General features: G+C 71.4%; 27 protein-coding genes, 1 pseudogene and 1 riboswitch. Of the genes and pseudogenes, 4 read left to right on the top strand and 24 right to left on the bottom strand.

Annotated elements, in window-relative coordinates:
- Window positions 1-162 precede the first annotated feature (162 nt).
- The 3 genes from LNW72_RS28590 to LNW72_RS28580 all read left to right on the top strand — a co-directional run bounded on the left by LNW72_RS28590 (window position 163) and on the right by LNW72_RS28580 (window position 3,231).
- Complete coding sequence (locus LNW72_RS28590) at window positions 163-891, top strand: ABC transporter ATP-binding protein (RefSeq protein WP_250977978.1); 729 nt, start codon at window positions 163-165, stop codon at window positions 889-891.
- Window positions 873-2,024 carry a hypothetical protein gene (locus LNW72_RS28585; protein WP_250977977.1) on the top strand — a complete coding sequence of 384 codons (1,152 nt, stop codon included), beginning with the start codon at window positions 873-875 and terminating at the stop codon, window positions 2,022-2,024. Before LNW72_RS28590 ends, LNW72_RS28585 begins: the two co-directional genes overlap by 19 nt.
- Before the next feature lie 73 nt (window positions 2,025-2,097).
- Window positions 2,098-3,231, top strand: a complete 1,134-nt coding sequence (locus LNW72_RS28580; protein ID WP_250977976.1) for an LOG family protein — start codon at window positions 2,098-2,100, stop codon at window positions 3,229-3,231.
- Between the two features lie 6 nt (window positions 3,232-3,237).
- On the opposite strand, the gene LNW72_RS28575 is transcribed toward LNW72_RS28580, so the two are convergent.
- The 9 genes from LNW72_RS28575 to rpsB all read right to left on the bottom strand — a co-directional run bounded on the left by LNW72_RS28575 (window position 3,238) and on the right by rpsB (window position 12,990).
- Window positions 3,238-4,278, bottom strand: coding sequence for an ABC transporter ATP-binding protein (locus tag LNW72_RS28575; protein WP_250977975.1), 1,041 nt, complete (start codon window positions 4,276-4,278; stop codon window positions 3,238-3,240).
- Entirely contained in the window at window positions 4,279-5,892 is a 1,614-nt protein-coding gene (locus tag LNW72_RS28570) for an iron ABC transporter permease (protein WP_250980349.1), read from the bottom strand. It abuts the gene before it with no gap.
- A gap of 95 nt (window positions 5,893-5,987) precedes the next feature.
- Entirely contained in the window at window positions 5,988-7,085 is a 1,098-nt protein-coding gene (locus tag LNW72_RS28565) for a thiamine ABC transporter substrate-binding protein (protein WP_250977974.1), read from the bottom strand.
- A riboswitch (TPP riboswitch) is annotated at window positions 7,080-7,199 on the bottom strand. It overlaps the preceding gene by 6 nt.
- 63 nt (window positions 7,200-7,262) lie before the next feature.
- Entirely contained in the window at window positions 7,263-8,369 is a 1,107-nt protein-coding gene (gene rlmN, locus LNW72_RS28560; protein ID WP_138356734.1) for a 23S rRNA (adenine(2503)-C(2))-methyltransferase RlmN, read from the bottom strand.
- 30 nt (window positions 8,370-8,399) lie between these two features.
- Window positions 8,400-9,380 carry a phosphatidate cytidylyltransferase gene (locus LNW72_RS28555; RefSeq protein WP_250977973.1) on the bottom strand — a complete coding sequence of 327 codons (981 nt, stop codon included), beginning with the start codon at window positions 9,378-9,380 and terminating at the stop codon, window positions 8,400-8,402.
- 118 nt (window positions 9,381-9,498) lie between these two features.
- Window positions 9,499-10,056, bottom strand: coding sequence for a ribosome recycling factor (frr, locus tag LNW72_RS28550; RefSeq protein WP_250980348.1), 558 nt, complete (start codon window positions 10,054-10,056; stop codon window positions 9,499-9,501).
- A gap of 102 nt (window positions 10,057-10,158) precedes the next feature.
- Window positions 10,159-10,956, bottom strand: a complete 798-nt coding sequence (gene pyrH / locus LNW72_RS28545) for a UMP kinase (protein ID WP_250977972.1) — start codon at window positions 10,954-10,956, stop codon at window positions 10,159-10,161.
- A gap of 154 nt (window positions 10,957-11,110) precedes the next feature.
- Window positions 11,111-11,947: a translation elongation factor Ts gene (tsf, locus tag LNW72_RS28540; protein ID WP_250977971.1), complete on the bottom strand. Its 837-nt coding sequence runs from the start codon at window positions 11,945-11,947 to the stop codon at window positions 11,111-11,113.
- Window positions 11,948-12,045: 98 nt separating this feature from the next.
- Window positions 12,046-12,990, bottom strand: coding sequence for a 30S ribosomal protein S2 (gene rpsB, locus LNW72_RS28535; protein WP_250977970.1), 945 nt, complete (start codon window positions 12,988-12,990; stop codon window positions 12,046-12,048).
- 273 nt (window positions 12,991-13,263) lie between these two features.
- Between rpsB and LNW72_RS28530 the strand changes: the two are divergent.
- Window positions 13,264-13,878, top strand: a pseudogene (locus tag LNW72_RS28530) (M23 family metallopeptidase); the annotation flags it as partial.
- A 103-nt stretch (window positions 13,879-13,981) separates the two neighbouring features.
- On the opposite strand, the gene LNW72_RS28525 reads toward LNW72_RS28530, so the two are convergent.
- The 15 genes from LNW72_RS28525 to LNW72_RS28455 form a co-directional block, all read right to left on the bottom strand.
- Window positions 13,982-14,605, bottom strand: coding sequence for a TetR/AcrR family transcriptional regulator (locus LNW72_RS28525; RefSeq protein ID WP_250980347.1), 624 nt, complete (start codon window positions 14,603-14,605; stop codon window positions 13,982-13,984).
- A gap of 50 nt (window positions 14,606-14,655) precedes the next feature.
- Window positions 14,656-15,492 (bottom strand): RNA polymerase sigma factor WhiG, encoded by an 837-nt coding sequence (gene whiG, locus LNW72_RS28520; protein ID WP_250977969.1) that lies wholly within the window; start codon window positions 15,490-15,492, stop codon window positions 14,656-14,658.
- 267 nt (window positions 15,493-15,759) lie between these two features.
- Window positions 15,760-16,905: a DNA-processing protein DprA gene (gene dprA, locus LNW72_RS28515; RefSeq protein WP_250977968.1), complete on the bottom strand. Its 1,146-nt coding sequence runs from the start codon at window positions 16,903-16,905 to the stop codon at window positions 15,760-15,762.
- Window positions 16,905-18,515, bottom strand: a complete 1,611-nt coding sequence (locus LNW72_RS28510) for a YifB family Mg chelatase-like AAA ATPase (protein ID WP_250977967.1) — start codon at window positions 18,513-18,515, stop codon at window positions 16,905-16,907. The genes dprA and LNW72_RS28510 overlap by 1 nt, the downstream gene beginning before the upstream one ends.
- Window positions 18,515-18,874, bottom strand: a complete 360-nt coding sequence (locus tag LNW72_RS28505; RefSeq protein WP_250977966.1) for a YraN family protein — start codon at window positions 18,872-18,874, stop codon at window positions 18,515-18,517. Before LNW72_RS28505 ends, LNW72_RS28510 begins: the two co-directional genes overlap by 1 nt.
- 117 nt (window positions 18,875-18,991) lie before the next feature.
- Entirely contained in the window at window positions 18,992-19,318 is a 327-nt protein-coding gene (locus LNW72_RS28500; protein WP_250977965.1) for a DUF2469 domain-containing protein, read from the bottom strand.
- A gap of 39 nt (window positions 19,319-19,357) precedes the next feature.
- On the bottom strand, window positions 19,358-19,837 hold the full coding sequence (locus LNW72_RS28495) for an NUDIX hydrolase (RefSeq protein WP_250980346.1): 480 nt from the start codon (window positions 19,835-19,837) through the stop codon (window positions 19,358-19,360).
- On the bottom strand, window positions 19,837-20,568 hold the full coding sequence (lepB, locus tag LNW72_RS28490; protein ID WP_250977964.1) for a signal peptidase I: 732 nt from the start codon (window positions 20,566-20,568) through the stop codon (window positions 19,837-19,839). Before lepB (LNW72_RS28490) ends, LNW72_RS28495 begins: the two co-directional genes overlap by 1 nt.
- A gap of 65 nt (window positions 20,569-20,633) precedes the next feature.
- Window positions 20,634-21,356, bottom strand: a complete 723-nt coding sequence (gene lepB / locus LNW72_RS28485) for a signal peptidase I (protein WP_250977963.1) — start codon at window positions 21,354-21,356, stop codon at window positions 20,634-20,636.
- Between the two features lie 73 nt (window positions 21,357-21,429).
- Window positions 21,430-22,704, bottom strand: a complete 1,275-nt coding sequence (gene lepB / locus LNW72_RS28480) for a signal peptidase I (RefSeq protein ID WP_250977962.1) — start codon at window positions 22,702-22,704, stop codon at window positions 21,430-21,432.
- Window positions 22,697-23,407 (bottom strand): signal peptidase I, encoded by a 711-nt coding sequence (gene lepB / locus LNW72_RS28475; RefSeq protein WP_250977961.1) that lies wholly within the window; start codon window positions 23,405-23,407, stop codon window positions 22,697-22,699. The genes lepB (LNW72_RS28480) and lepB (LNW72_RS28475) overlap by 8 nt, the downstream gene beginning before the upstream one ends.
- A 33-nt stretch (window positions 23,408-23,440) precedes the next feature.
- Window positions 23,441-23,788, bottom strand: a complete 348-nt coding sequence (rplS, locus tag LNW72_RS28470) for a 50S ribosomal protein L19 (protein ID WP_138356441.1) — start codon at window positions 23,786-23,788, stop codon at window positions 23,441-23,443.
- Between the two features lie 134 nt (window positions 23,789-23,922).
- Window positions 23,923-24,735, bottom strand: coding sequence for a tRNA (guanosine(37)-N1)-methyltransferase TrmD (gene trmD / locus LNW72_RS28465; RefSeq protein WP_250977960.1), 813 nt, complete (start codon window positions 24,733-24,735; stop codon window positions 23,923-23,925).
- Window positions 24,735-25,313, bottom strand: a complete 579-nt coding sequence (gene rimM / locus LNW72_RS28460) for a ribosome maturation factor RimM (protein ID WP_250977959.1) — start codon at window positions 25,311-25,313, stop codon at window positions 24,735-24,737. The genes trmD and rimM overlap by 1 nt, the downstream gene beginning before the upstream one ends.
- A 147-nt stretch (window positions 25,314-25,460) precedes the next feature.
- Window positions 25,461-25,700, bottom strand: a complete 240-nt coding sequence (locus LNW72_RS28455) for an RNA-binding protein (protein ID WP_138356444.1) — start codon at window positions 25,698-25,700, stop codon at window positions 25,461-25,463.
- Window positions 25,701-25,702 lie beyond the last annotated feature (2 nt).

The raw sequence follows: 25,702 nt of genomic DNA, 5'->3' as shown, positions 1-25,702 counted from the left end.
CGGGCTCCTGGGATGAGACGTCATATGCGGCCGTTCGGGCGACCCGGGCGCCGTGGCTCACCCGATCGGGTCCGGGAAATCCTTAGCCTGCCAACGCAGTGACCGGTCTCCCCCGCATTCGTTGACCGAGCCAGGGGGAACGACTCGCGGAGGTAATCGGCAATGGTGGCCCCGCCCGACAACGATGTGCTCTGGGCCCGCGCCCTGCGCCACTCCTTCCAGGGCTCTCCCGCGCTGCTCGGCGTCTCGCTGGGTGTGCGCGAGGGCGAGATCCTCGGTCTGCTGGGGCCGCGCGGCTCCGGCAAGACCACCCTGCTGCGCTGCCTGGCCGGGCAGTTGCTGCCCGACCAGGGCGAGGTGTGGTTCAACAGCGCACCGGTGCACACCCTCCCGCTGGCCGCGCGCGAGCGGCTGCGCCGCGAACGCTTCGGCTGGATCGGCGGCACCCCGCAGCTGCTGCCGGAACTCACCGCCCGGGAGAACGCCGCCCTGCCGCTGCTGCTCTGCGGCGCTCCGCACCGCACGGCCAAGACCACCGCGCAGGAGTGGCTGGACCGGCTCGACGTCGGCTCGGTGGCCCGCAAACGGCCCGCCGAGCTGCTCCAGGCGCAGCGCCAGCGGGTGGCCATCGCCCGCGCCCTGGTCACCCTCCCCGAGGTGGTCTTCGCCGACGAGCCCACCGCGCCGCTGCACCGCGCGGACCGCGCCCAGGTCCTGCGAATGCTGACCAGCGCCGCGCGTTCGCACGGCATCACCGTGGTGCTCGCCACCATCGATCCCGAGGTGGCGGCCGCGGCCGACCGGGTCATCACCCTGGTCGACGGGCGGCCTGCGGCCGCCATGCCCGCCCAGGACCGGGAGGGTGCCGCGTCGTGCTCAGCCTCCGTGTAGCCCGCGGATCCGCCCCCACGGTCCTGCTCCGCCGGCTCCTGGTCGCCGCCGCGTCCGCGGGCACCGGCTTTCTGCTGCTGGCCGCGCTCGGCTACGCCATGGGGCACCCGGGGAACCCGCCGGCGGCCGGCGCCCGGCTCGCCTGGTGCGTGGTCCCGTTCGCCGCCGCCCTGCAGCTCTCGGTGGCCGTCAGCCGGTCCGAGCCCAGCGGGCGGCTGCACTCGGGGCTCGCCGCGGCCGGGCTCGGCCGTGGCGGGGTGCCGCTGCTGGCCGCCGCGACCACCGCGCTGACGTGCGCGCTGGGCAGCGTCGTCGCCCTGCTGGTCTTCCTTCAGGTACGCGGCGGAACCGCGCTCGGCTCGGACCGCCCGCTGCCCGTCGCGGGCGCGCTGACGCTGCTCGCCGCCGTACCGCTGCTCGCCGCGGCGGCCAGCGCCGCCAGTCTGTGGCCGCGCCGGGCCGCCCCCGCGGCTCCGGCGTCGGCCGACGCGGACGACCCGGGCGCGCTCTCCGCGGTGACCGCCCCCGCCGGCCTGCCGTGGGGCGCCGCGCTCACCGCCATCGGCCTCGCCATCGAGGTGACCGCCGACAACCTGAGCCGCTCGACCGCCACGGACCTGCTGCCGCTGCCCGGCGGCCTCGGCAGCGCCGCCCCGACCGTGCTGGCCGGCTGGGCGCTGACCGCGGCCGGCATGGTCCTGGCCGGTCCCGGCCTGGTCCACGCCTGCGGACGGCTGCTGAGCCTCCACCGCCCCGGCGCCCTGCGGCTGCTCGCGGGCCGCACCCTCCAGGAGGAGTCGCGCCGGATCGGCCGCCCGATCGGCGTGCTGTGCGCCGTCACGGCCGGAGCGCTGGCCGCGCTGGAGCTCTACGGCACCGGCGACCGTGAACTCGGCCCGCTCACCGGCTTCGCCGCCGCCCTGATCACGGTCTGCGCGCTCGGGACCGTGCTCACCGCCGCGCTCGAAGCCCGCCGCACCCGCGAGCACTCCACCACCGCCCTCGTCCAGCTCGGCGTCCCCGCGAGCCTGCTGCGCGCCGCCGCCGGACTGCGCTGCGCGGTGGTGCTGGTGGTCGTCATCCCGCTGACCGTCCTCATCGCGCAGCTCGCGTCGTCGCCGCTGGCGGTCTAGGTCGGGTCGTCGAACTCCCGTCCGCCCTTCCAGCACCCGTCGCACGTGCGGTCCCTGCCGCTAGGGTGCAGCGGTGCTGACCGACTCCACGCCGCACAGCGGCGCCCCTGACCACGAGATCGAATCACCCGCGGAGTTCGACCGGGTGGCCGCCACCGGCTCGCTCGCCGGATACCGCCTGCAGGCCGTCGATCTGACGGACCGTACGGCCGCGCTGCTGGCCCTGGACGCGGCGGGGGCGGTGTTCCTGGGCTGCCCCATGGAGCCCGCCGCGCTCGCCCACGTCCGGGCGCACGGGGCGATGGTGTTCCCGCCGGTCCCGTACCTTCCCTTCGATCCGTACCGGGGCACGCTGTACACACCCGAGGCGCTCTACGAAGGGCTGCCCGCGGGGTATGAGACGACTCCGGACGCCCGCGCCTACGAGTGGTTCCAGCGGACCCGGGCCGGCGGCGACATACTCGCGTCGATGCTGCGCAGCATCCACGACGACGCCGTCTCGGACGCGCTCGACGAACTGCTCGCCGGCGAGCGGGTGGTCGGCGTCATGGGCGGTCACGCGATGGCGCGCGGCAAGGACGCGTACGCGGGCGCCGCACTCCTCGGCCGGACGCTGGCCCGCTCGGGGCTGACCGTCGCCACCGGGGGCGGCCCGGGCGCCATGGAGGCGGCGAACCTGGGCGCCTACACGGCCCCGTTCGGGGACGAGGTGCTCGGCGAGGCGCTGCGGACGGTGGCCAGGGCGCCGTTGTTCACCCCGTCGATCGGCGACTGGGCGTCGGCCGCGTTCGCCGTCCGGGAGCGCTGGCCGGACGGCGGCCCGTCCGTCGGCATCCCGACCTGGTTCTACGGCCATGAGCCGCCGAACGCCTTCGCCTCGCACATCGCCAAGTACTTCGCCAACGCGGTGCGCGAGGACGGGCTGCTGGCCCGCTGCACCGCCGGCGTGATCTTCCTGCCGGGCGCGGCCGGCACCGTCCAGGAGATCTTCGACAACGCGACGCCGAACTACTACGGTTCCCGGGGCGTCCCGACCCCGATGGTGCTGGTGAACCGCGAGCACTGGACCCGCGACCTGCCCACCTGGCCGCTGCTCGAAGCACTGGCGAAGGACCGCCCCATGGCGGCCCGTATCGCCCTGGTCGACTCCGTCGACGAGGCACCGGAGGCGCTGGCCCGGCTCACCGCCTCCGCCACCGGTCGATGAGCGCGGCTAGACGCTGAGGACCACGACGTCCTGAGCGGTGAAGGCGACGCCCACCTCGGTGCCGGCCTCCGGCGCGTCCCGCAGCGAGCAGGCCGCCTCCAGCGGCGGCCCGTCCACCGGGCGCAGCAGCAGGGTGACCAGGTCACCGCGGAACGTCCTGGCCGTCACCGTGCAGGGCAGCCCGTCGCGGACGCCGGTCAGCCGCACCCCGGCGGGGCGGACCAGCAGCCGGCACGGCCCCTGGGGTGCGCCGGGCTGCACCGGCACCTTGCCCCACGGGGTGTCGGCCGCCTCGCCGTGCACGGTCGCCTCGACGACGTTGTCGAAGCCGAGGAAGCGGGCCACGAACTCGGAGGCGGGCCGCTGCCACACCTCCAGCGGGGTGCCGGTCTGCGCGATCAGACCGTCGCGCATGACCACGACCCGGTCGGCGAGCGCGAACGCCTCGCCCTGGTCGTGGGTGACGGCCAGCACCGTCGTGCCGAGCCGGCCGAACAGCTGGCGCAGTTCGACGACGAGCCGCTCCCGCAGACCGCGGTCGAGCTGACCGAGCGGCTCGTCCAGCATCAGCAGCTTCGGCTCGGGGGCCAGCGCGCGGGCCAGCGCGACGCGCTGCTGCTCACCGCCGGACAGCGCGGCGATGGCCCGCCGCTGCGCGCCGGGCAGGCCCACCATGTCGAGCAGTCCGGCGACCGTGCGGTCCGCCTCGTCGCGGCGGGTCCCGCGCATCCGCAGTCCGAAGGCGACGTTGCCGCCGACGTCCCGCTGCGGGAAGAGCTGGTGGTCCTGGAACATCAGGCCGAGACCGCGCCGGTGGGTGGGAACGCCCGCCTGGTCGCGGCCGTCCAGCAGCACCCGCCCGGCGTCCACCTCCTGCAGCCCGGCCACCGCGCGCAGCAGGGTGGACTTGCCGCTGCCGCTGGGGCCCAGGACGCACACCGTCTCGTGCGCGGCGACCTCCAGGTCCACGGCGTCGAGCGCCGCGCGCTCCCCGAACCGGACCGTCACACCGTCGAGCCGCAGCAGCGGAGTGGAGGACTGGGTCATCTAGAACTCTCCTGAACGGTCGGTGCGCAGCCGCTCCAGTGCCAGCAGCGCGCCCGCGCACACCAGCATCAGAACGGTGCTCAGGGCCATCGCCTGCCCGTAGTTGAGCTCCCCGGCGCGCCCGAGGAGCCGGGCCACCGCCACCGGCAGGGTCGGGTTGTCGGGCCGCGCGATGAAGACGGTCGCGCCGAACTCGCCGAGCGAGACGGCGAACGCGAAGCCCGCCGCGATCAGCAGCGCCCGCCGCACCAGCGGCAGGTCCACCTCGCGCCAGGCCCGCCACGGCGAGGCGCCCAGCACCGCCGCCGCCTCCCGCAGCCGTTCGTCGACGGCGCGCAGCACGGGCAGCATCGTGCGGACCACGAACGGCACACCGACCAGCGCCTGCGCCAGCGGCACCAGCAGCCACGTCGACCGCAGATCCAGCGGGGGCTCGTCGAGGGTGATGAGGAAGCCGAAGCCGACGGTCACCGCCGAGGTGCCCAGCGGCAGCATCAGCAGCGCGTCGAAGCCCCGCACCAGCCTGCCGGCGCGCCGGGTCAGCGCGGCGGCGGCGAGGCCGCCCACCAGCAGCGCGATGAGCGTGGCCACCGCCGCGTACTGCAGGGAGTTCCAGACCGCCTCGATGGGCGCGACGACGAAGGTGCCGCCGGTCTCCGGGACCGAGAGCAGCGCCCGGTAGAAGGTGAGCCCGTAGCCGTCGGGCCCGTCCAGCGACCGCGCCACCAGGACGCCGAGCGGCACCAGGATCAGCAGGACGATCACGGCCAGCACCGCCCACAGCAGCGCCCACTGGGCCGCGCCGCGCGGCCGCCGCGAGGTGTGCGCGGCATCGACGAGCTTCAGGGTGCTCTCCCGGCGGCGCACCGTCCAGGCGTGCAGCGCGAGGATCGTGGCGACCGCCGCGAACTGCACGAGGGTGAGCACGGCGGCCGTCGGCAGGTCGAGGAACTGCGCGGTCTGCTGGTAGATCTCCACTTCCAGCGTGGAGTACTTCGGCCCGCCGAGGATCTGGATCACGCCGAAGGACGTGAAGGTGAAGAGGAAGACCATCAGCGCGGCGGCTGCCACGGCAGGCCCCAGCGCCGGCAGCGTCACCCGGCGCCACGCCTCGAAGCGGCCGGCGCCCAGCACCCGGGCGGCCTCCTCCTGGCGCGGGTCGAGCTGCGACCACAGCCCGCCGACGGACCGGACGACGACACCGAAGTTGAAGAAGACGTGCGCGAGCAGGATCGCCCACACGGTGGTGTCCAGCCGGACGCCCCACAGGTCGTCGAGCATGCCGCCGCGGCCCAGCAGCGCCAGGAACGCCGAGCCGACCACCACCGTGGGCAGCACGAACGGCACCGCCACCACCGCCCGCAGCAGCCGCTTGCCGGGGAACTCGAAGCGGGCGAAGACATACGCCGCCGGGAGCGCGATCAGCAGCGTCAGCCCGGTCGAGACGACCGCCTGCCACGCGGTGAACCACAGCACCCGCAGGATCTCCGGGTCGGTCAGCACCTCGCCGATCCGGCCGAACCGCCACCGGCCGCCCTCGCGCAGCCCCCGGGTGACGATGGCGGCCACCGGATAGGCGAAGAAGACCGCGAAGAACGCGGTGGGCACGGCCATCAGACCGAGCCGCACCGCGGCGGCCCGCGGGGCGCGCCGCCGGACCCTCACCGGGGTCCCGCGGCGCGGCTCCCCGGGAGCCGCTTCCGGAGTCCCTACTTCAGGACGAGCGAGGACCATGTCTTGACCCACTGGTCACGGTTCTTGGCGATCTCGTCGGGTGCCACGGTCGGCGGGGTGTCGATCTTCACGCCGTACTTGGTGAACTCGGCGGGCAGCGCCGCGTCCTGGCGGGCCGGGTTCACGAACATCTGCAGCGGCATGTCCTGCTGGAACGTCTTGCTCAGCAGGAAGTCCAGCAGCGCCTTGCCGCCCGCGTCGTTCTTGCCGCCCTTGAGCAGCCCGGCGAACTCGATCTGCCGGAAGCACGTACCGGTCGCGACGCCGGTCGGCCCCTGCGCCGGCTGCGGCTTGACGCCCAGCACCTCGGCGGGCGGGCTGGAGGCGTACGAGACGACGAGCGGCTTGTCGCCCTTGCCCTTGCCGCCGGCCGAGCCGGAGAAGCGGTCGTTGTACGCCTGCTCCCAGCCGTCGACGACCTCGACGCCGTTGGCCTTGAGCTTCTTCCAGTAGTCCTGCCAGCCGTCGGCGCCGTACTTCGCGATCGTGCCGAGCTGGAAGGCCAGCCCCGGCGAGGACGTCGCGGAGTTCTCGGTGACCAGCAGGTTCTTGTACTCCGGCTTGATCAGGTCGTCGAAGGTCGCCGGAACGGCCAGTTTGTGCGCGTCGAAGTACTTGCGGTCGTAGTTGACGCAGACGTCGCCGGAGTCGATCGGGGTGACCCGGTGCTTGTCCTTGTCGAGCTGCAGCGCCGCCGGGACCTGGTCCAGGCCCTTGGCCTCGTACGGCGTGAACAGGTCGTTGTCGAGGGCCCTCGACAGCAGCGTGTTGTCGACACCGAAGAAGACATCGCCCTGCGGGTGCCCCTTCGACAGGATCGCCTGGTTCACGGCCGCGCCCGCGTCACCGCCGGCCAGCACCTTGACGGTGTAGCCGGTCTCCTTGGTGAACTCCTTCAGCACCGCGGGCGAGGCGGCGAAGGAGTCATGGCTGACGAGGGTGACGGTCTTCGACGGCGTCGCCGTCTTCGAGCCGTCGGCCTTGTCGCCGGAGCCGCCACAGGCGGCCAGCGCCGTGGCGCCGAGGGCGGTGGCCACGACCGCTGTCGCGGCGCGCCGAAGGTTGGTGTTCATGAGCGGTTGACTCCCTACGCCGGCATTACCCGGATCAGGTCCGAGGGTCTGCGGCCGCACCGGCTTCGCCGGTGGCCGCACTCTCAGCGCTGGTGCGCTCCCCTGTCGGAAATGTTCATTTGTACGAATCTACGAGCGCCACGATAGCAGCGGGCCCGCTGACGCCCGGCAGGCGTCTCAGCCTTCGGAGGCCGCCAGCTGCCCGCACGCTCCGTCGATCTCACTGCCACGCGTGTCACGGACGGTCACCGGCACCCCGTGCGACTCCAGCATCCGCACGAACGCCCGCTCGTCCTCCGGCCGCGAGGCCGTCCACTTGGACCCCGGGGTGGGGTTGAGCGGGATGAGGTTCACATGCACGCGCTTGCCCTTGAGCAGCCGCCCGAGCAGGTCCGCCCGCCACGCCTGGTCGTTGATGTCCTTGATCAGCGCGTACTCGATGGAGATCCGGCGGCCGGACACCTCCGCGTAGTGCCACGCGGCGTCCAGCACCTCGCGCACCTTCCAGCGGGTGTTGACCGGCACCAGGGTGTCGCGCAGCTCGTCGTCCGGGGCGTGCAGCGACACCGCGAGCCGGCACTTGAAGCCCTCGTCGGCGAACCGCAGCATCGCCGGCACCAGCCCGACCGTCGACACGGTGATCCCGCGCTGCGACAGTCCGAGCCCGTCCGGCTCCGGGTCCGTCAGCCGGCGGATCGAGCCGATGACACGGTTGTAGTTGGCCAGCGGCTCGCCCATGCCCATGAACACGATGTTGCTCAGCCGGGCCGGCCCACCGGGGATCTCGCCGTCCCGCAGCGACTTCATCCCGGCCACGATCTGGTGCACGATCTCGGCGGTCGACAGATTACGGTCGAGACCCGCCTGCCCCGTCGCACAGAACGGGCAGTTCATCCCGCACCCGGCCTGCGAACTGATGCACATGGTGACCCGGTCCGGGTACCGCATCAGCACCGACTCGACGAGCGTCCCGTCGAACAGCCGCCACAGCGTCTTGCGCGTCGTGTCGTCGTCACAGCTGATGTGCCGCACGACCGACATCATCTCGGGCAGCAACCCGTCCGCGAGCTTGTCGCGCGACGCCGCCGGAATATCCGTCCAGGCGGCCCGGTCGTCGTCGTACCGCGCGAAGTAGTGCTGCGACAGCTGCTTGGCACGGAACGGCTTCTCGCCCAGCTCGACAACCGCCTCCCGTCGCTCGGCAGGGGTCAGGTCGGCGAGGTGCCGCGGGGGCTTCTTGGCCCCACGCGGCACGGCAAAGGTGAGTTCTCCGGGTACAGGCATGGTGCTACCAGTGTCGCAGACGCGCGGAGGTCAGCCGGTCCCGACGAAGACGACCAGGAGCAGCCAGACCACCGGGGCGGTGGGGAGGAGGGAGTCGAGGCGGTCCATGATGCCGCCGTGACCGGGGAGGAGGGTGCCCATGTCCTTGATGCCGAGGTCGCGCTTGATCATGGATTCGCCGAGGTCGCCGAGGGTGGCGCTGACCGCCGCGACCAGGCCCAGGATCAGGCCCTGCCACCATTTGCCGTCGTCGATCAGGTACTGCATCGACAGGGCGCCGGCCGTCATGGCGAAGGCGATGGCGCCGAAGAGGCCGGCGCGGGTCTTGCCGGGGCTGATGCGCGGGGCGAGGAGGCGGCGGCCGAAGCGCCAGCCGACGGCGTAGGCGCCTGTGTCGCTGATCACGGTGAGCAACAGGAAGACGAGGACCCGCCAGGGGCCGTCGTCCGCGGCGAGCATCATCGACACGAAGGTGGCGAGGAAGGGCACGTAGAAGGCGGCGAAGATGCCGGCGGTGACGTCCCGCAGGTAGTTCTCCGGCGGCTCGGTCATCCGCCAGACGAGGATGGCGAGCGAGGTGAGGGCCATGGCGATCCAGGCGCCCTCGGCGCCGCGCGCGTAGCCCGCGACGACCATGGCGACCCCGCCGACCGCGAGCGGTACGAGCGGGATGCGGATGGACTTCTTCTCCGCGAGCCGGGAGGTGAGCTCCCACAGGCCGACGACGACGGCGAGCGCCACCACACCGACGAAGGCGGCCTTGACGATGAACAGCGAGGCGACGATGACCGCGCCCATGCCGACGCCGACCCCTATCGCGGCCCGCAGGTTGCGACCTGCGGACTTCTTCACGGGCGGGACGGGTTCCGGTGACGGCTCAGGCGGCATACGACGAGTCTGCGCTGCGTCGAGCGCATCCTGCGCGAAACCCGCCGAGCCGTCGCCCGGTCCCCCCGCCGGCGTTTCCCAGTGGCCGGAGCGCGGCGTGGCACTCCAGGAGGAGTCGTTCACTGAGTTTCGCCTCGCGTTGTTGTTCCGGACCAGGCGTCCGGCCTGGTGTTCTGGCGGGGGGTGCGGGGGTCACCCCCCGGGAGAACGAACGGTCGTACCGCCGTGTGGCAGCGGTCCGTCAGACCTCGAGCAGCTCGGCTTCCTTGTGCTTGAGCAGCTCGTCGATCTGGGCCGTGTACTTGCTCGTCGTGTCGTCGAGCTCCTTCTCGGCGCGACGCACGTCGTCCTCACCGGACTCGCCGTCCTTGACCAGCTTGTCCAGGGTCTCCTTGGCCTTGCGGCGGATCGCGCGGATCGAGATCTTCGCGTCCTCCGACTTGCTGCGGGCGACCTTGATGTAGTCCTTGCGGCGCTCCTCGGTCAGCTGCGGGAACACCACCCGGATGATGCGGCCGTCGTTGCTCGGGTTGACGCCGAGGTCCGAGTTGCGGATCGCCTCTTCGATGTTGCGCAGCGCGCTGACGTCGAACGGGGAGACCACGGCCATCCGGGGCTCCGGCACCGAGAAGGAGGCGAGCTGGTTGATCGGCGTGATGGCGCCGTAGTACTCGGCCACGATCTTGTTGAACATCGCGGGGTGCGCACGGCCGGTGCGGATCGCGGCGAAGTCGTCCTTCGCGACGATGACGGCCTTCTCCATCTTCTCCTCGGCCTCGAGGAGGGTCTCTTCAATCACCATGTGCTCCTGGTTTTCAGAAGGCAGAGCCTGGCCCCTGCGCGCGTCTTTCCTGCACGGTGTCCGACCGGCAGCCTGTTGTCCATCCCCGGGTGCGGGCGGTTAGCCCCGCGTGCCCTGGTCGTTGACGAGCGTGCCGATCTTCTCACCCTTTACGGCTCGCGAGATGTTTCCCTCGGCGAGCAGCTCGAAGACGAGGATCGGCAGCTTGTTGTCACGGCACAGGGTGATCGCGGTGGCGTCGGCGACCTTGAGGTCCCGCGAGATGACCTCGCTGTACTCCAAGGCGTCGTACTTGACCGCGTCCGGGTTGTGCTTGGGGTCGGAGTCGTAGACCCCGTCGACCCCGTTCTTGCCCATGAGCAGCGCCTGGGCGTCGATCTCCAGGGCGCGCTGGGCGGCGGTGGTGTCGGTGGAGAAGTACGGCATGCCCATACCGGCGCCGAAGATGACGACGCGGCCCTTCTCCAGGTGCCGCACCGCGCGCAGCGGGATGTACGGCTCGGCGACCTGGCCCATCGTGATGGCGGTCTGCACGCGGGTCTCGATGCCTTCCTTCTCCAGGAAGTCCTGGAGGGCGAGGCAGTTCATGACGGTGCCGAGCATGCCCATGTAGTCCGAGCGGGCCCGGTCCATGCCGCGCTGCTGGAGCTCCGCGCCACGGAAGAAGTTGCCGCCGCCGATGACGATGGCGATCTCGTAGCCCTCTTGGACGACGGCTGCGATCTCGCGGGCGATCGCGTGGACGACGTCCGGGTCGACGCCCAGTCCGCCGCCTCCGGCGAAGGCCTCGCCGGACAGCTTCAGCAGGTACCGGCTCCGCGGAACCCCGGTGCCGGACGTGGTGCCGGTTCCGGAGTCGCTGGCCTTGTCGGCGGCCTTGTCGGCGCCCTCATCCATGGAGATCTCCTCATGCGCGTACGAAGAAGGCCATTGCCGTGGGTCCACGTGGGTTCCCTCTACGGCAATGGCCTCCTCGTCACTACTGCGGTCGGCCGGCGGGCGGCCGACCGCGTCCGACCCTAGCGGGGTCGTCGGTCATTCGCTGGCTGGCTCAGACACCGACGCGGAAGCGCGCGAAACGCTTCAGCGTGACACCGGCCTCGTCCAGAACCTTCTGGACGGTCTTCTTGCTGTCCTTCGCGAAGGACTGCTCGAGAACGGAGTTCTCCTTGACGTAGCCCGTCACACGGCCCTCGACGATACGGGCGAGCGCGGCCTCCGGCTTGCCCTCCTCGCGCGCGGTGGCCTCGGCCACGCGGCGCTCGTTCTCGAGCACCTCGGCGGGGATGTCCTCGCGGGACAGGAAGAGCGGCGAGAACGCGGCGATGTGCTGCGCGACGTCCTTCGCGACCTCGGCGTTCTCCTTGTCCAGCTCGACCAGCACGCCGACCTGCGGGGGCAGGTCCGGGCTGGTGCGGTGCAGGTAGGAGGCGACGTAGCCGTCGGTGAACTGCGCGAAGCGGCTCAGCACGATCTTCTCGCCGAGGGTGGCGTTGGCCTCGTCGACGAACGCCTGGACGGTCTGGCCGTCCTTGATCTCGGAGGCGAGCAGCGCCTCGACGTCGGCGGGCTTGCTGGCGGCGACGTGCGCGGCCAGCGCGTCGGCGACGGTGACGAACTTGTCACCCTTCGCGACGAAGTCGGTCTCGCAGTTGAGCTCGAGGAGTACGCCCTCGGAAGCGCCCTCGGCGATCAGGGAGACGACGGCACCGTTGGAGGCCGAACGGCCTTCGCGCTTGGTGACGCCCTTCTGGCCCTTGACACGGAGGATCTCGACGGCCTTGTCCAGGTCGCCTTCGGCCTCTACGAGAGCGTTCTTGCAGTCCATCATGCCGGCGGCGGTCAGCTCGCGGAGCTTCTTGACGTCAGCGGCGGTGTAGTTCGCCATGGTCGTTGCGTCTCTTCCCGATGAGAGTCGGTTGATCTACGGCTGGACGGCGGGGGCCGGAGCCCCCGCCGTCGTCACACGTACTGGAAGGCGGAGCCTCAGGCCTTGTCAGCCTCAGCGTCGGCGGCCGGGGCCTCGACGGTCTCGGCGGCGTCGGCCACCGGGGCCTCGGCGTCGGCGACGGCCTCGACGACGGTCTCGGCGGCGGCGTCGGCGACGGCCTCGGTCTCAGCACCGGTCTCGACCGGAGCCTCGGTCTCGTCCTTGGCCTTCTCGCCCTCGAGGAGCTCGCGCTCCCACTCGGCGAGCGGCTCGGCGGCGCCTTCGGCCTTCTTGTCACCGGTGGCGGCACCGGAGCGGGCGATGAGGCCCTCGGCGACGGCGTCGGCGATCACACGGGTGAGCAGGGTGACGGAGCGGATCGCGTCGTCGTTGCCCGGGATCTTGTAGTCGACCTCGTCGGGGTCGCAGTTGGTGTCGAGGATCGCGACGACCGGGATGCGCAGCTTGCGCGCCTCACCGACGGCGATGTGCTCCTTCTTGGTGTCCACGATCCAGACGGCGCTGGGCACCTTCTGCATCTCGCGGATACCACCGAGGGTCTTCTCGAGCTTGTCCTTCTCGCGGGAGAGGACCAGGAGCTCCTTCTTGGTGAGGCCGGAGGCGGCCACATCCGTGAAGTCGATCTCCTCGAGCTCCTTCAGGCGCTGCAGGCGCTTGTAGACGGTCGAGAAGTTCGTGAGCATGCCGCCCAGCCACCGCTGGTTGACGTAGGGCATGCCGACGCGCGAGGCCTGCTCGGCGATGGCTTCCTGCGCCTGCTTCTTGGTGCCGATGAACATGATGGAGCCGCCGTGGGCGACGGTCTCGCGGACGAACTCGTAGGCGCGGTCGATGTACGACAGCGACTGGAGCAGGTCGATGATGTAGATGCCGTTGCGCTCCGTGAAGATGAAACGCTTCATCTTCGGGTTCCAACGACGGGTCTGGTGACCGAAGTGGACGCCGCTTTCCAGCAGCTCCCGCATCGTGACGACGGCCATGGCCGCGCTCCTTGAGGACTCGGTTATCGCGGCGGCCGGACGGCCGTCGCGCCTGACGCCCCGACGCGCCGTGCCACGAGGGACCGAGGGGCGCGGCCACCCTTCACGAGGAAGTCGGTGGCGGGGCGTGCGAAGTCGACCCGGTGACCCGGATCGCCAGAGAAAGTGTACGTGACCGGCGGAGTGCGGAACGACAGCTTCTTCGGCCACCGGGTTATCCACAGGCCGCATTCATGATCGTCTTGCGGGGCCGGAATACGGGACCGTCGGAGCATGGTCGCTTCCCCGGTTCTTCCCCTCGCCCTGCCCCTGTGGTTCTCGCTCCTCGCCGCGCTGGCCTTCGCCGTACCGCTGCCGGTCGCGGGCTACGGCGGGCCCGCGGGGGTGCCTTCGAACGCGTCGTCCGGGGTGCCTTCACCCGGAGTGCCTTCCCTCGGGGTGCCTTCCCCTGGCCCCCGGAGCTGGCCGGTCGGCGGCGGCGCGGGTGGGGCGGGAGGTGGGGCTGGGGCTGGGGGTGGGGGTGGGACGACGGGTGGGGGTGGGACGACGGGTGGGACGTTGGGTGGGCGGCCGGTGGTGGAGCGTGGTTTTGAGCCACCCGCGACTCCGTGGGGCCGCGGGCACCGAGGAGTGGATCTCCGGGCCGGACCGGGCACTCCGGTGCGGTCGGCCGCGCCGGGGAGGGTGTCGTTCGCCGGCCGGGTCGCCGGCGTGGATGTGGTCTCGGTCCTGCTGCCGGACGGGCTGCGCACTACCTATGAGCCGGTACGGGCCCAGGTCGCGGTGGGTGACGAGGTGGCCGCGGGCCAGGTGGTGGGGGTGCTGGAGCGCGGGCCGTGGCACTGCCCCGCGGGCTGTCTGCACTGGGGGCTGCTGCGCGGGGACGTCTACCTCGACCCGCTGACCCTGCTGCCCGACTGGATGAAGCACGGCGGCCGGTCCCGGCTGCTGCCGGTGTTCGGCGTTCCCGAGCCGGCGGCCGGAGCTGGAACTACGGCTGTTCGACGAGCGCAGCCGGGTCCGAATCCAATACCGGGTCCGGGGCCGCGGTGGTGGCCGGGCTCTGCACTCCGCGCAGGGCCATGGCCACCGCGGCGTCGACGATCCGCTCCGGGACCTCGGCGGCACCCAGCTCGATCCGGCGCACCGCGGCGTCCACGACGCCCTGCAGCAGCATGGCCGTCAGCCGCGGCTCCTCGTGCCCGAGGTCGCCCAGCGCCTCGACCACCATGGCGACCAGACCACCGTGCGCCGCGCGGATCTTCTCGCGGGCCCCGGCGTCCAGCTCGCCCGCCGAGATCGCCACCACGGCCCGGTGCCGCCGGTCGCCGACCAGGGTGAGCTGACTGCGCACATACGCCTCGATCTTGGCGGCGGCGCCGTCGGCGGCCTCCATCGCCGCCTCGACCTCGGCGGCCCAGACCGGGAAGTCGACGGAACACAGTTCCTCGACGACGGCCGCCCGGGAGCGGAAGTACTCATAGACGGACGACCGCGCGAGGCCGGTGCGTTCGGCCAGGGCGGGGAAGGTCAGCGCCTCTGTGCCGCCCTCGGTCAGGAGGGATCGGGCGGCGTCCAGCAGGGCGTCGCGCTGCATCGTCCGGTGCTCGGCCACCGAGGCCGCTCGAATCCTGGGCACCCGTCCACTGTAGGCGGTGACCGGCGTCAGCGGCCGACGTCCGCCAGCTTCGCGCGCAACTGCAGCACCGATTTGGTGTGGATCTGGCTGACCCGGCTCTCGGTGACACCGAGCACCTGGCCGATCTCGGCGAGCGTGAGCCCCTCGTAGTAGTAGAGCGTCACCACGGTCTTCTCGCGCTCCGGAAGCGTGTTCACCGCGCGGGCCAGCAGCCGGCGCAACTCGCGGTCCTCCGCGACCTCGACCGGGTTGTCGGCGCCGGTGTCCTCCAGGGTGTCGACCAGGCTGAGCCGGTCGCCGCTGTCACCGCCGACGTGCAGCAGTTCCTCCAGCGCCACCACGTTGGCCAGCGACAGGGCGCTGAACACACCGTGCAGTTCCTCCAGGCCGACGCCCATCTCGGCGGCGACCTCGGACTCGCTGGGGGTTCGCCGGAGCGAGGCCTCCAGGGTGGCGTAGGCGCGCTCCACCGCGCGCGCCTTCTGCCGTACGGAGCGCGGGATCCAGTCCAGCGCCCGCAGCTCGTCGATCATGGCGCCGCGGATCCGGGTGATCGCGTACGTCTCGAACTTGATCGCCCGTTCCGGGTCGAACTTCTCGATGGCGTCGATGAGCCCGAAGACCCCCGAGGACACGAAGTCCGCCTGCTCGACGTTGGCCGGCAGGCCGACGCTGACCCGTCCCGCCACGTACTTCACCAGCGGTGAGTAGTGCAGGATGAGCTGCTCCCGGAGCTTCGCGTCCGCCGTGGACTTGTAGGTCCGCCACAGCGCGTCGAGCGAGGTGGGGGCGGCGGGACGGGGGGCACTGCGCGCGGCGGTGGCCGCCGTGGCCCGGTCCGGCCCGGGGGTGTGCTGGGGCATGCGTCGTCTTGTGCCGTTCTGCCGAGACGTGGGCTGAAAATGGGGTCAATGGGAGCGTAGCGTGACCATAGTGTCGCTTATTGCTACGACTTCCGTGTGGGGCATGCGCAGATACGTTCCGCTGAGGGGTTCGGGGCTGCGAGTCCACCGCGAGTCTCCCGCGAGGGAATGTTGAGCAATCATGCATTCCCCACGCCGACTCCAAACCTCTTCACCCGATTGCCCCAGGTCAACCACCTTCCCCCGAGGTGCTCCGTGTTGACCGGGTCACTCTGCCCGGGGAACCGTCCCGTCCTGGGTGAATCGGGTCAACTTCCATCGTTCGCCGTCCCGTTCCACGAAGCCGAGTGCCTGCAATTCGTAGAGGCGTCCGAGCGTGTCGTCCTTTCCGGTGGCCGAGGCGCGGGCGATCTGCTCGACGCCGGCGCCGCCTTGGGCGGGCAGCGCCTCCAGCACCCGCGTGGCGGCGGCCTCCAGCAGATCCCTGGGCAGTACCGGACCGCGTCGCTCGGGCGCTAGGTCCCCGCCGATCCGGCCGACCATCTCGACGACCTCCGCCGCGTCGGTGACCAGCGCCGCCTCATTGCGCAGCAGTTCATGCACACCGGCCGACAGGCCCGAGGTGCACGGGCCCGGCACGCCCATCGTCAGCCGCCCCAGTTCCCGGGCGCACCGCGCGGTGATCAGCGAGCCGCTGCGGTGCTGTGCCTCTACCACCACGGTGCCGCGCGTGAGGGCGGCGATGACGCGGTTGCGGAGCACGAACCTGCTGCGGGTCGGATGGGAGCCCGGTGGCAACTCGCCGATGACGAGGCCCTGTTCCGCGATCCGGGAGATCAAGTCGGCGTGCCCCGGCGGATAGGGCACGTCCGCTCCGCAGGCCAGCACCGCGATGGTCGCCCCGGCCGCCGACAGCGCGCCCCGGTGGGCCGCGCCGTCCACGCCGTACGCCGCGCCCGAGACCACCACCCAGCCGGCTTCGGCCAGCCCCGCGCCCAGCCGGGCCGCCATATGGGCGCCGTAGTCGGTACAGGCCCGGGCGCCCACCACGGCGACCGACCGCAGGGCCCACATCCGCAGCTTCGGCCGCCCCCGCACCCACAGGCCGTAGGGCCGTGCGGCGCCGAGATCGTCCAGTTGCGCGGGCCAGTCGGCGTCGCCCGGGCAGACGAAGCGCCCGCCGAGCGCCGCCACCGCGGCCAGATCCGCGGCGGGGTCCAGCGCTCCGGCGCGTATCCGGTAGCCGGCCATCCGCCGCTCGCTCGCCCCCGGCAGCGGCGCACCGGCCAGGATCTCCCGCACCACGTCCCGTGGCTCGCACTCCCGCAGCCATCCGCCGACGGTCTCGTCACCGGGATCGGCGATCCGGGTCAGCGCGGCGCGGGCGAGCCGCTCTTCCTCACCGACGTCCATCAGCCACCGCCCACGACGGCCGGTACACCGCGGGCGATGCCGGTGCGCAGTTGCAGGGCCTCCGCCATCTCCTGTGGACCGGGCCGTTCGACCCCGGCGAGATCGGCGATCGTCCAGGCCACTCGCAGGACGCGGTCCAGACCCCGGGCGGTGAGCAGTCCGCGCTCCATGTCCCTTTCGGCCTCCCGCAGTCCGGCCGGGCCCACCTGCCAGCGGGTGCGCAGCTCATGGCCTGGCACCTCGCTGTTGGTCCGCCACGGGGTCTCCGCGTACCGGACCGCCGCCCGTTCCCTCGCCAGCCGCACCCGGTCCGCGACCCGCGCGCTGGGCTCGGCGCCCGAGGCGCCCTCGATCAATTCCGTACGGGTCACCGCCTCGACCTGGACGCGGAGGTCCACCCGGTCCAGGAGCGGCCCGGACAGTCTCGCCTGGTACCGGCGGACCGCGGCCGGTGAGCAGTCGCACCCCAGCCCCAGCAGCGAATGCCGTCCGCACGGACAGGGGTTCGCGGCGAGGACGAGCAGGAAGCGCGCGGGCAGCCGCATCACTCCGGCGGAACGGGCCACCACGACGTGTCCGGACTCCAGGGGCTGCCGCATCGCGTCGAGCACCCGGCCGCTGAACTCCGGTGCCTCGTCCAGGAAGAGCACACCGCGATGGGCCAGGGAGACCGCGCCCGGCCTGGGCAGGCCGCTGCCGCCGCCGATGATGGAGGGCATGGTCGCCGAGTGGTGCGGGGAGCAGTACGGCGGGGTGTCGATCAGCGGTTTGCCGGGAGGGAGGATCCCGGCGACCGAGTGCACCGCGGTGACCTCCAGGGACTCCTGTGCGGTGAGCCGCGGCAGGAGCCCGGCCAGCCGCTCGGCCAGCATCGTCTTGCCGGCGCCCGGCGGGCCCTTCAAGTACAGGTGATGGCCGCCGGCCGCGGAGATCTCCAGGGCGCGCCGGGCGGTGTGCTGGCCCGCGACGTCCGCGAGGTCGGGGAGCACCTCCCGGTCGGAGACTCCGGTGCCCATGCCGGCCCCGGGCACCGCGAGCCCGGCGAGCAGCGGGTCGGGGCGCCCCTCGTCCCGGTCCTCCTCCTCTTCCGGGACCGTCTCGTCGTTGAGGATCGCGACGAGCTGGCGCAGCGTGCGGATGCCGAGCACCGAGACTCCCGGGACGAGCGAGGCCTCGGCCGCGGTGCGTTCCGGAACGACGACGTGCCGGTACCCGGCGTCGGCCGCGGCCAGGACGGCGGGCAGCACCCCGCGGACCGGCCGCACCCGGCCGTCGAGGCCCAGCTCGCCGATCATCATCAGATCGGCGATGGCCCGGGGCGCGATCCGTTCGTTGGCGGCGAGGACCGCGCACGCGACCCCGAGATCGAAGCCGCTGCCGCTCTTGGGGACCGAGGCGGGGCTGAGGCCCACGGTGAGTTTCTTCTGCGGCCAGGTCTCGCCGCTGTTCACGATCGCCGCGCGGACGCGGTCGCGGCTCTCGCTCAGGCTCTTGTCGGGCAGTCCGACGAGGGTGAAGGCGGCGAGCCCCGGTTCGAGGTCGGCCTGGACCTCGACGACCACGCCCTCCACCCCGACCAGGGCCACCGAGCAGGTGCGGGCGAAGCCCATCAGGCCACCCCCCGGACATGCTCGACCCGGGCCGCGCCGCGGCCGGGCAGGACCACCCCGACCAGGTCGATCCGCACCCCGCCGGAGGGCGGGCCGCCGTGCTCGCTGAGCCAGCACTCGGCGAGCAGCCGCAGCCGCTCCGCCTTGCGCGGGGTGACGGCCGCCATGGGGTGCTCGTAGTCACCGCCGGTGCGGGTCTTCACCTCGCACATCACCAGCGCGTCGCCCTCGGACGCGACGATGTCCACCTCGCCGCCGCGGCACCGCCAGTTCCGTTCCAGCACTCTCAGGCCGGCCGTGGCCAGCCAGCGGGCCGCCAGTTCCTCGCCGTACCTGCCACGGGCTGCTCGTGCGTTCACGCACACCACCTCCGCCACTCACTGTGACGGAGGTGGTGCACTAGAGATGATCTTGAACTCAGCTGTGGATAACCCGGTCGGAGAGGCCGGTCGGCGGGCCGTCATCCCCACCCGGGGTCAGCTGTTGAAGCCCGCTTCGTCGGACGCCAGATCGAGATCGGCCTTGTTCAGCTCTTCGATGTTCACGTCCTTGAATGTGAGGACCCTGACCTGCTTCACGAAGCGGGCCGGCCGGTACATGTCCCACACCCAGGCGTCAGCCATGGACACCTCGAAGAAAACCTCACCCTGAACCGAGTGCACCTGCATCTCGTAATCGTTGGTGAGGTAGAAACGCCGCTCGGTCTCGATCACATATTTGAACAACCCGACGACATCGCGGTACTCCCGGTAGAGCTTCAGCTCCATCTCGGTCTCGTACTTCTCGAGGTCCTCGGCGCTCATCGCATGTTCCCCTTCAGCCGTACGTCCCCCCATTGTGCGTCAGTCACGCTCCGTCCCCAGCGGGATCGGGAATTGTGGGGGTCCTTCGTCGAGCAGCGTACGCAGCAGCCCGGCGAGCCTGATCGGGTACACCGTCTCACGAGAGGACAGAAGTTCCTCGCAGGTCCACCACCGGAGCCCGGCGACGCTGCGCCGCTCCAGTTCGGTGTGCCCACCGGTGTCGAAGTCCGTGGTCCTGGTGCGTGCCAGGTAGTACCACTCGTCCTGCTCCCACCGGCGCCCGTCGAACGCGAACGAACACGTCCGCTCCCACAGCACCGGCCCCAGCTCCACCGAGGTCATCCCGGTCTCCTCGGCCAGTTCCCGGCGGGCCGCCGCGTCCAGGCTCTCGCCCTCCTCGACCCCGCCGCCCGGGGTGAACCACCAGGTCGTCGAAGGGTCGGCCGGTTCGAAGCCGTGCAGCAGCAGGATGCGGTCCGCGGGATCCAGCAGGACGACCCGGGCCGCGCGGCGCCTGATCACCGGCGGCGGCGCAGTCTGCGGGCGATCGGTCCGTACGCGGCGCCGCCGAGGATCAGCACCGCTCCGGCGAACACCGCGACGGTGATCCAGCGCAGCGGTCCCGGCTGGGAGACCCCGCCGGGCAGCGCGGTGAAGTTCTTGGCCCGGTCCACCATGCCGAGCCGCCCGAGCGGCCATGCCACGGCGTCCACCCGGGCCCGGACCGCGCCGCGCGGCACCGTACCGGTCTCGCCGCCGGTCATGTGCACACGGGAGTCCAGCGACTCGGCCCGGTTGTCGCCGAGGAGGAAGAGCTGCCCCTTGGGAACCGTGGTCTTGAAGGGCGTGATCGACGCCGGTCCGCCGTGCAGCAGATAGCTCTCCTCGACCGGTTTGCCGTTGACGAGCATCCGGCCCTGCTGGTCGCAGCAGGTGATGACGTCACCGTCCACCCCGACGACGCGCTTGACCAGCGTCGCGCTGCCCCACAGCTGATCCTGGAAGACCACGATGTCGCCGCGCCGGACCTCCGACCCGTCGACCCGCTGCGCCAGGATCCGGTCCCCCGGCTCCACGGTCGGCTGCATGGACTGACTCGGCACGGTGTAGGGCCGGTAGGTCACCGCTCCCCAGGCGAAGCCGCCCAGGAACAGCACACACCCCATGGCTACGGCCAGCCCGGACAGTACGTGTCCGAGCCGGCCGTCTTCCCTACGTATCGCACTGCTGCTCGTGGAACTGCTGCTCATGGATCCGCACCCTACCCGGCGGTACCCGCCGAGGTCAGCAGTCCCCGGCAGGCATTTGCGGCCGGTCAGCTCCCGGAGCCCCCGGCGGCATCCGCGCCCTTACGGGTCAGCCGGCGCCGGCGCATCAGCACCAGCGGAACCGCGCCCACCAGCCCCGCGGTGGCCGGCAGCGCGGCACCCGCCGCGTTGATCCCCGGCTGTTCGAAGGTGTCGGGGATGGGCAGCATGCCCCAGCGGGTGACGGGCCAGGCCTTCACGAAGGCACGGCCGACCACGTCGTCGAGCGGGACGTACCCGTTGCCCGGCTGGTCCATGTGGTAGCGGGAGTCCAGCGAGTTCTGGCGGTGATCGCCCATCACCCAGATGTGGTCCTTGGGCACCGTCACCTTGAACGGCTTGTCCATCGTGCACGGAGTGTTGTCCGGGTAGACGTACGGCTCGACGAGCGCCTTGCCGTTCACCTTCAGCGGACCGGTGCCGTTGCATTCGACGGTGTCCCCGCCCACGCCGATGACCCGCTTGATCAGGTCCTTCTCCTGCGCGGAGGGCATCAGACCGATGAAGCTGAGGGCCGACTGCAGCCCCCGCGACACCGCGTTGCCGCTGGGCGGCGGGTTCTCGGGCAGCCAGCCGCCCGGGTCGTGGAAGACGACGACCTCGCCGCGGTCGGGCTCGGAGCCGAACCACGGGGTCAGCTTGTCCACCAGGACCCGGTCGCCCTCCTGCAGGGTGTTCTGCATCGAGTCCGACGGGATGGAGAACGCCTGCACCATGAACGTCTTGATCAACAGCGCCAGTACCAGCGCGATGCCGATGAGCAGGGGCAGTTCCTTCCAGAACGACCGCTGCTTGCGCTCCGGCTTACGGCGCCGGCCCGCCGCCCCGCCGTCCTCGCCGCCGGCCGCACCGGGTTCCGGCGCGGGTTCGTGCCCGGACTCGTTCTCGTGCCCCGCATCGGGGGCCGAGCCGCCGTCCGCCGTCTTCTGGACAGAGCCCGCCGGGATGTCCCCGTCTTCGGGCTCGCCGGATCCGGATCGTGCGCCGACCGCCAGGTCCCCCACGTTCACTCCTCATTCCGCGCTGCCGCCTGCGCCATGACTGACGCAGGCCCACCACTCCGATAACGAGCGGGAGTTCCGCAGGAGTCGGGAGGGGGTTCGTTCCTTGCTCATTGTTGGCCGTGCCCACCTTAGTCGGCGGTTCCAGTGCACTTGCGCCGGTCGACCGCGCGTCGGGCACCGAGGCATACGTCCCCGGCTCCTCCAGTTTGCGCCAATGACCCAGCGGCCACGCGATGACGAACGCCCGGCCCACCACCAGATCCAGCGGCACCGTCCCCTGACCAGCCTGGTCCATGTGGAAACGGGAGTCGGCCGAGTTGGAGCGGTGGTCCCCCATCACCCACACCCGCCCCATGGGCACCTTCACACTGAACTGCGACTGCGAGGGGATGTCACCCGGATTGATGTACGGCTCGATCAACGGTGTGCCGTTGACGGTGATCCGGCCGTCCTTGTCGCAGCACTTCACGGTGTCACCGCCGACCGCGACCACCCGCTTGATCAGGTCCTGTTCGCCCGAGGCCGGCAGCAGCCCGATGAAGGTGAAGAACTCCTTCACCTGCTTGACCACCACGGGATCCGGCTTGGGCTTGGGCTCGTTCGCCAACCAGCCGCCCGGGTCCTTGAAGACCACGACATCGCCGCGCTGCGGCGTGCTGCCGAACCACGGAGTCAACTTGTCGACCAGCACCCGGTCGCTGATCCTGATGGTCTGCTCCATCGAACCGGACGGGATGACGAAGGCCTGCAGCAGGAACGTCTTCAGCACCAGGGCGATCAGCAGGGCCACGACGAGCAGCAGCGGCACCTCCCGCGCCGCCGACCGGCGCCGCTTGCGCTTGACCCTGCGGGCGAGCTTGCGCCGTTCCGCCCGGGTGGGGCCGCCGCGCGACACGGATCCGTAGCCGAAGCCGTCACCATCGCCGCCATCGCCGTTGCCGGAGCCGCCATCGACGTTGGCGGAATCGCGCCCCGGGCCCGTCCCGGCGTCCGAGCCGGCATGCGTACCCGCGCGGGCGGGCCGGACCGCGCCCGGCCGGTGGTGCCCGTACCGCGGCCTGCCGCGGTTACCCACGGCCCCGGCCCGGTTCGGGTATGGCGGCGAAGACGGCCGGACGGTCCAGGGAGCGCATACGCCCGATCGGCCAGCCGATCCAGTCGGCCCGCCCGATCACCTCGTCCAGCGGGACGGTACCGCCGCCGGGCTCGCCGAGATGATCCCGGGAATCCCGGGAGTCGCCACGGTGGTCACCCATCACCCACAGCCTCCCTGCCGGCACTTGGATGTCGAACGGTACCTGGGAGGGTGTATCGCCCGGATACAGATAGCCCTCGTCCAGCGGATGGCCGTTCACCATGAGCCGGCCCAGCGGATCGCAACAGGTGACCCGGTCCCCGCCGATACCGATCACCCGCTTCACATAGTCGGTCCCGCCGGTCCGGAGGAACGATCCGTCACCGTCGAAGACGACGATGTCGCCCCGCTCCGGCTCCCGGCCGAAACGGTACGCCAGCTTGTTCACCAGCACCCGGTCCCCGATCTGCAGCGTTCCCTCCATCGATCCGCTCGGAACGAGGAACGGCTGCACCAGGAAGGCGTTCGCCAGGAAGAGGGCGGCCACGCAGGCGACGGCGGGCAGCGCCGTACGCCACCAGCGGGCCACGGACCACCACGGGGGCACGGACGACGGGGACACAGCGAAGCGCGACCGCCGCTTCCCCTGCTGTTCAGCGGGGGAAGAGCGATCGCGCTCCGGGAGTTCTGCGTCCGTGTCCATCGAGCGGAGAGCCTATACGGCCCCGCGATGGGCTCAGTTGTCGCGCTTCTCCTTGATCTTCGCGGCCTTGCCGCGCAGCTCACGGAGGTAGTACAGCTTGGCGCGACGGACGTCACCGCGGGTCACGATCTCGATCTTCTCGAAGATCGGGCTGTGCACCGGGAAGGTACGCTCGACGCCGACGCTGAAGCTGACCTTGCGGACCGTGAAGGTCTCGCGGACGCCGGCGCCCTGGCGGCGGACGACTACGCCCTTGAACTGCTGCACACGCGAGCGGGTGCCTTCGATGACACGCACGTGGACGTTGATGGTGTCACCGGGGCGGAACGCCGGGACGTCGTCACGCTTGGACGCGTTGTCGACGGAGTCGAGAATATGCATGAAGATCTTCTGCTTCCTTCGCCCATGCCACAGGTCATCGGCGGAACTGTCGTGATGATGATTCGGAATGCCGCTCCGTCGGGCGAACGTCGGTCCCCCTGTGGCAGGGGCGCCGCCGGACGTACAGCAGGCGGCTATTCTTCCACGGCGGAGGCCGAGCGCCCAAATCGGCCGTCCGGCAGCTCTTCCCAGCCCAGCTCCGCCAGGAGTTTTCGGTCCAGCTTGTCGAGTGCGGCCGGGTCGCAGCGCTCGATCAGGTCCGGCCGGTTGGCGGTGGTGCGGCGGAACGCCTCGTCACGACGGAAGCGGGCGACCTTGCCGTGGTGGCCGCTCAGCAGCACCTCGGGCACCTCGCGCTCCCGCCACACCGGGGGCTTCGTGTAGACCGGCCCCTCCAGGAGGTCGGCCATCGCGCCGGGCGCGAAGGAGTCGTCGCGGTGCGACTCGGCGTTGCCGAGCACGCCGGGCAGCAGTCGGGCCACCGCCTCGACGATCACCAGGACCGGGGCCTCGCCGCCGGCGAGCACGTAGTCGCCGATGGAGACCTCGCGGACGTCGAAACGGTCGCCGTACTCCTCGATGACGCGGCGGTCGATGCCCTCGTAGCGGGCGGGCGTGAAGACCAGCCAGGGCCGCTCGGACAGTTCGACCGCCAGTTCCTGGGTGAACGGCAGACCGCTGGGCGTCGGGACGACCAGCACCGGCCGCTGCTCCGCGGCTTCCGCGGTCACCGCGTCCAGCGCCTCGCCCCACGGTTCCGGCTTCATCACCATGCCGGGGCCGCCGCCGAACGGACTGTCGTCCACGGTGTTGTGCCGGTCGTGGGTCCAGTCGCGCAGGTTGTGGATCCGCACATCGAGCTGCCCGCGGGCCCGCGCCTTGCCGACCAGCGACACGTTCAGCGGTTCCAGGTACTCAGGGAAGATCGTGATGACGTCGATGCGCATCAGGCGGTGCCGTCAGCGCCGTCAACGCCGTCGTCGGAGGGGGTGCGGGTGCTGGCGATCTCGGCCTCGGCCTCGTTGAGCAGGCCGGGCGGCGGGTCGATCACCGCGCGCTGGTTCTCCAGGTCGATCTCCGGGACGATCTCGCTGACGAACGGGATCATCACCTCGGTGCCGTCCGGGCGCTCGACGATCAGCAGGTCCTGGCCCGGCAGGTGCGAGATCTCCAGGATGCGGCCGACCTCCGTGCCGTCCACCGTCACCACGTCGAGGTCCACCAGCTGGTGGTCGTAGAACTCCTCAGGGTCCTCGGGCAGCTCCGCCGGGTCCACCTCGGCGATCAGCAGGACGTTGCGCAGCGCCTCGGCGCCGGTGCGGTCCCGTACGCCCTCGAAGCGCAGCAGCAGGCGGCCGCTGTGCACCTTCCCGGACTCGATGGTCAGCGGGCCGGCGGTGGCCGGGTCCGTGGCCAGTACCGCGCCCGGTCCGAGCCGCACCTCCGGCTCGTCGGTGCGCACCTCGACGGTGACCTCGCCCTTGATGCCGTGGGCGCGCCCGATCCGGCCGACTACCAGCTGCACTCTGCTTGCCCTTCGCTAAGAATCTGTCACTGCGAATCAGTCACTGCGAATCTGTTCGCCGGGAAGGCCGGGGATCCGTCCCGGAACACGACAACGGGCCGGGGCCGGCAATCGCCGCCCCCGGCCCGTGCCGGTACTGCATTGGTCTCAGCGGACCTGATCCACGTCGACGAGGTCGACACGGATGCCACGGCCACCGAGGGCGCCCACGACAGTACGCAAAGCGCGTGCGGTGCGGCCGTTGCGGCCGATCACCTTGCCGAGGTCGTCCGGGTGTACCCGGACTTCGAGGACGCTCCCGCGGCGCAGGGTCTTCGCAGACACCTGCACATCATCGGGATTGTCGACGATGCCTCTCACGAGGTGCTCGAGAGCCTCCTCGAGCATGC

The sequence above is a fragment of the Streptomyces sp. RKAG293 genome (assembly GCF_023701745.1).
Taxonomy (GTDB): domain Bacteria; phylum Actinomycetota; class Actinomycetes; order Streptomycetales; family Streptomycetaceae; genus Actinacidiphila.
Note: the sequence above shows the minus strand (reverse complement) of the source record. Positions and strands in the feature narration are given on the sequence as shown.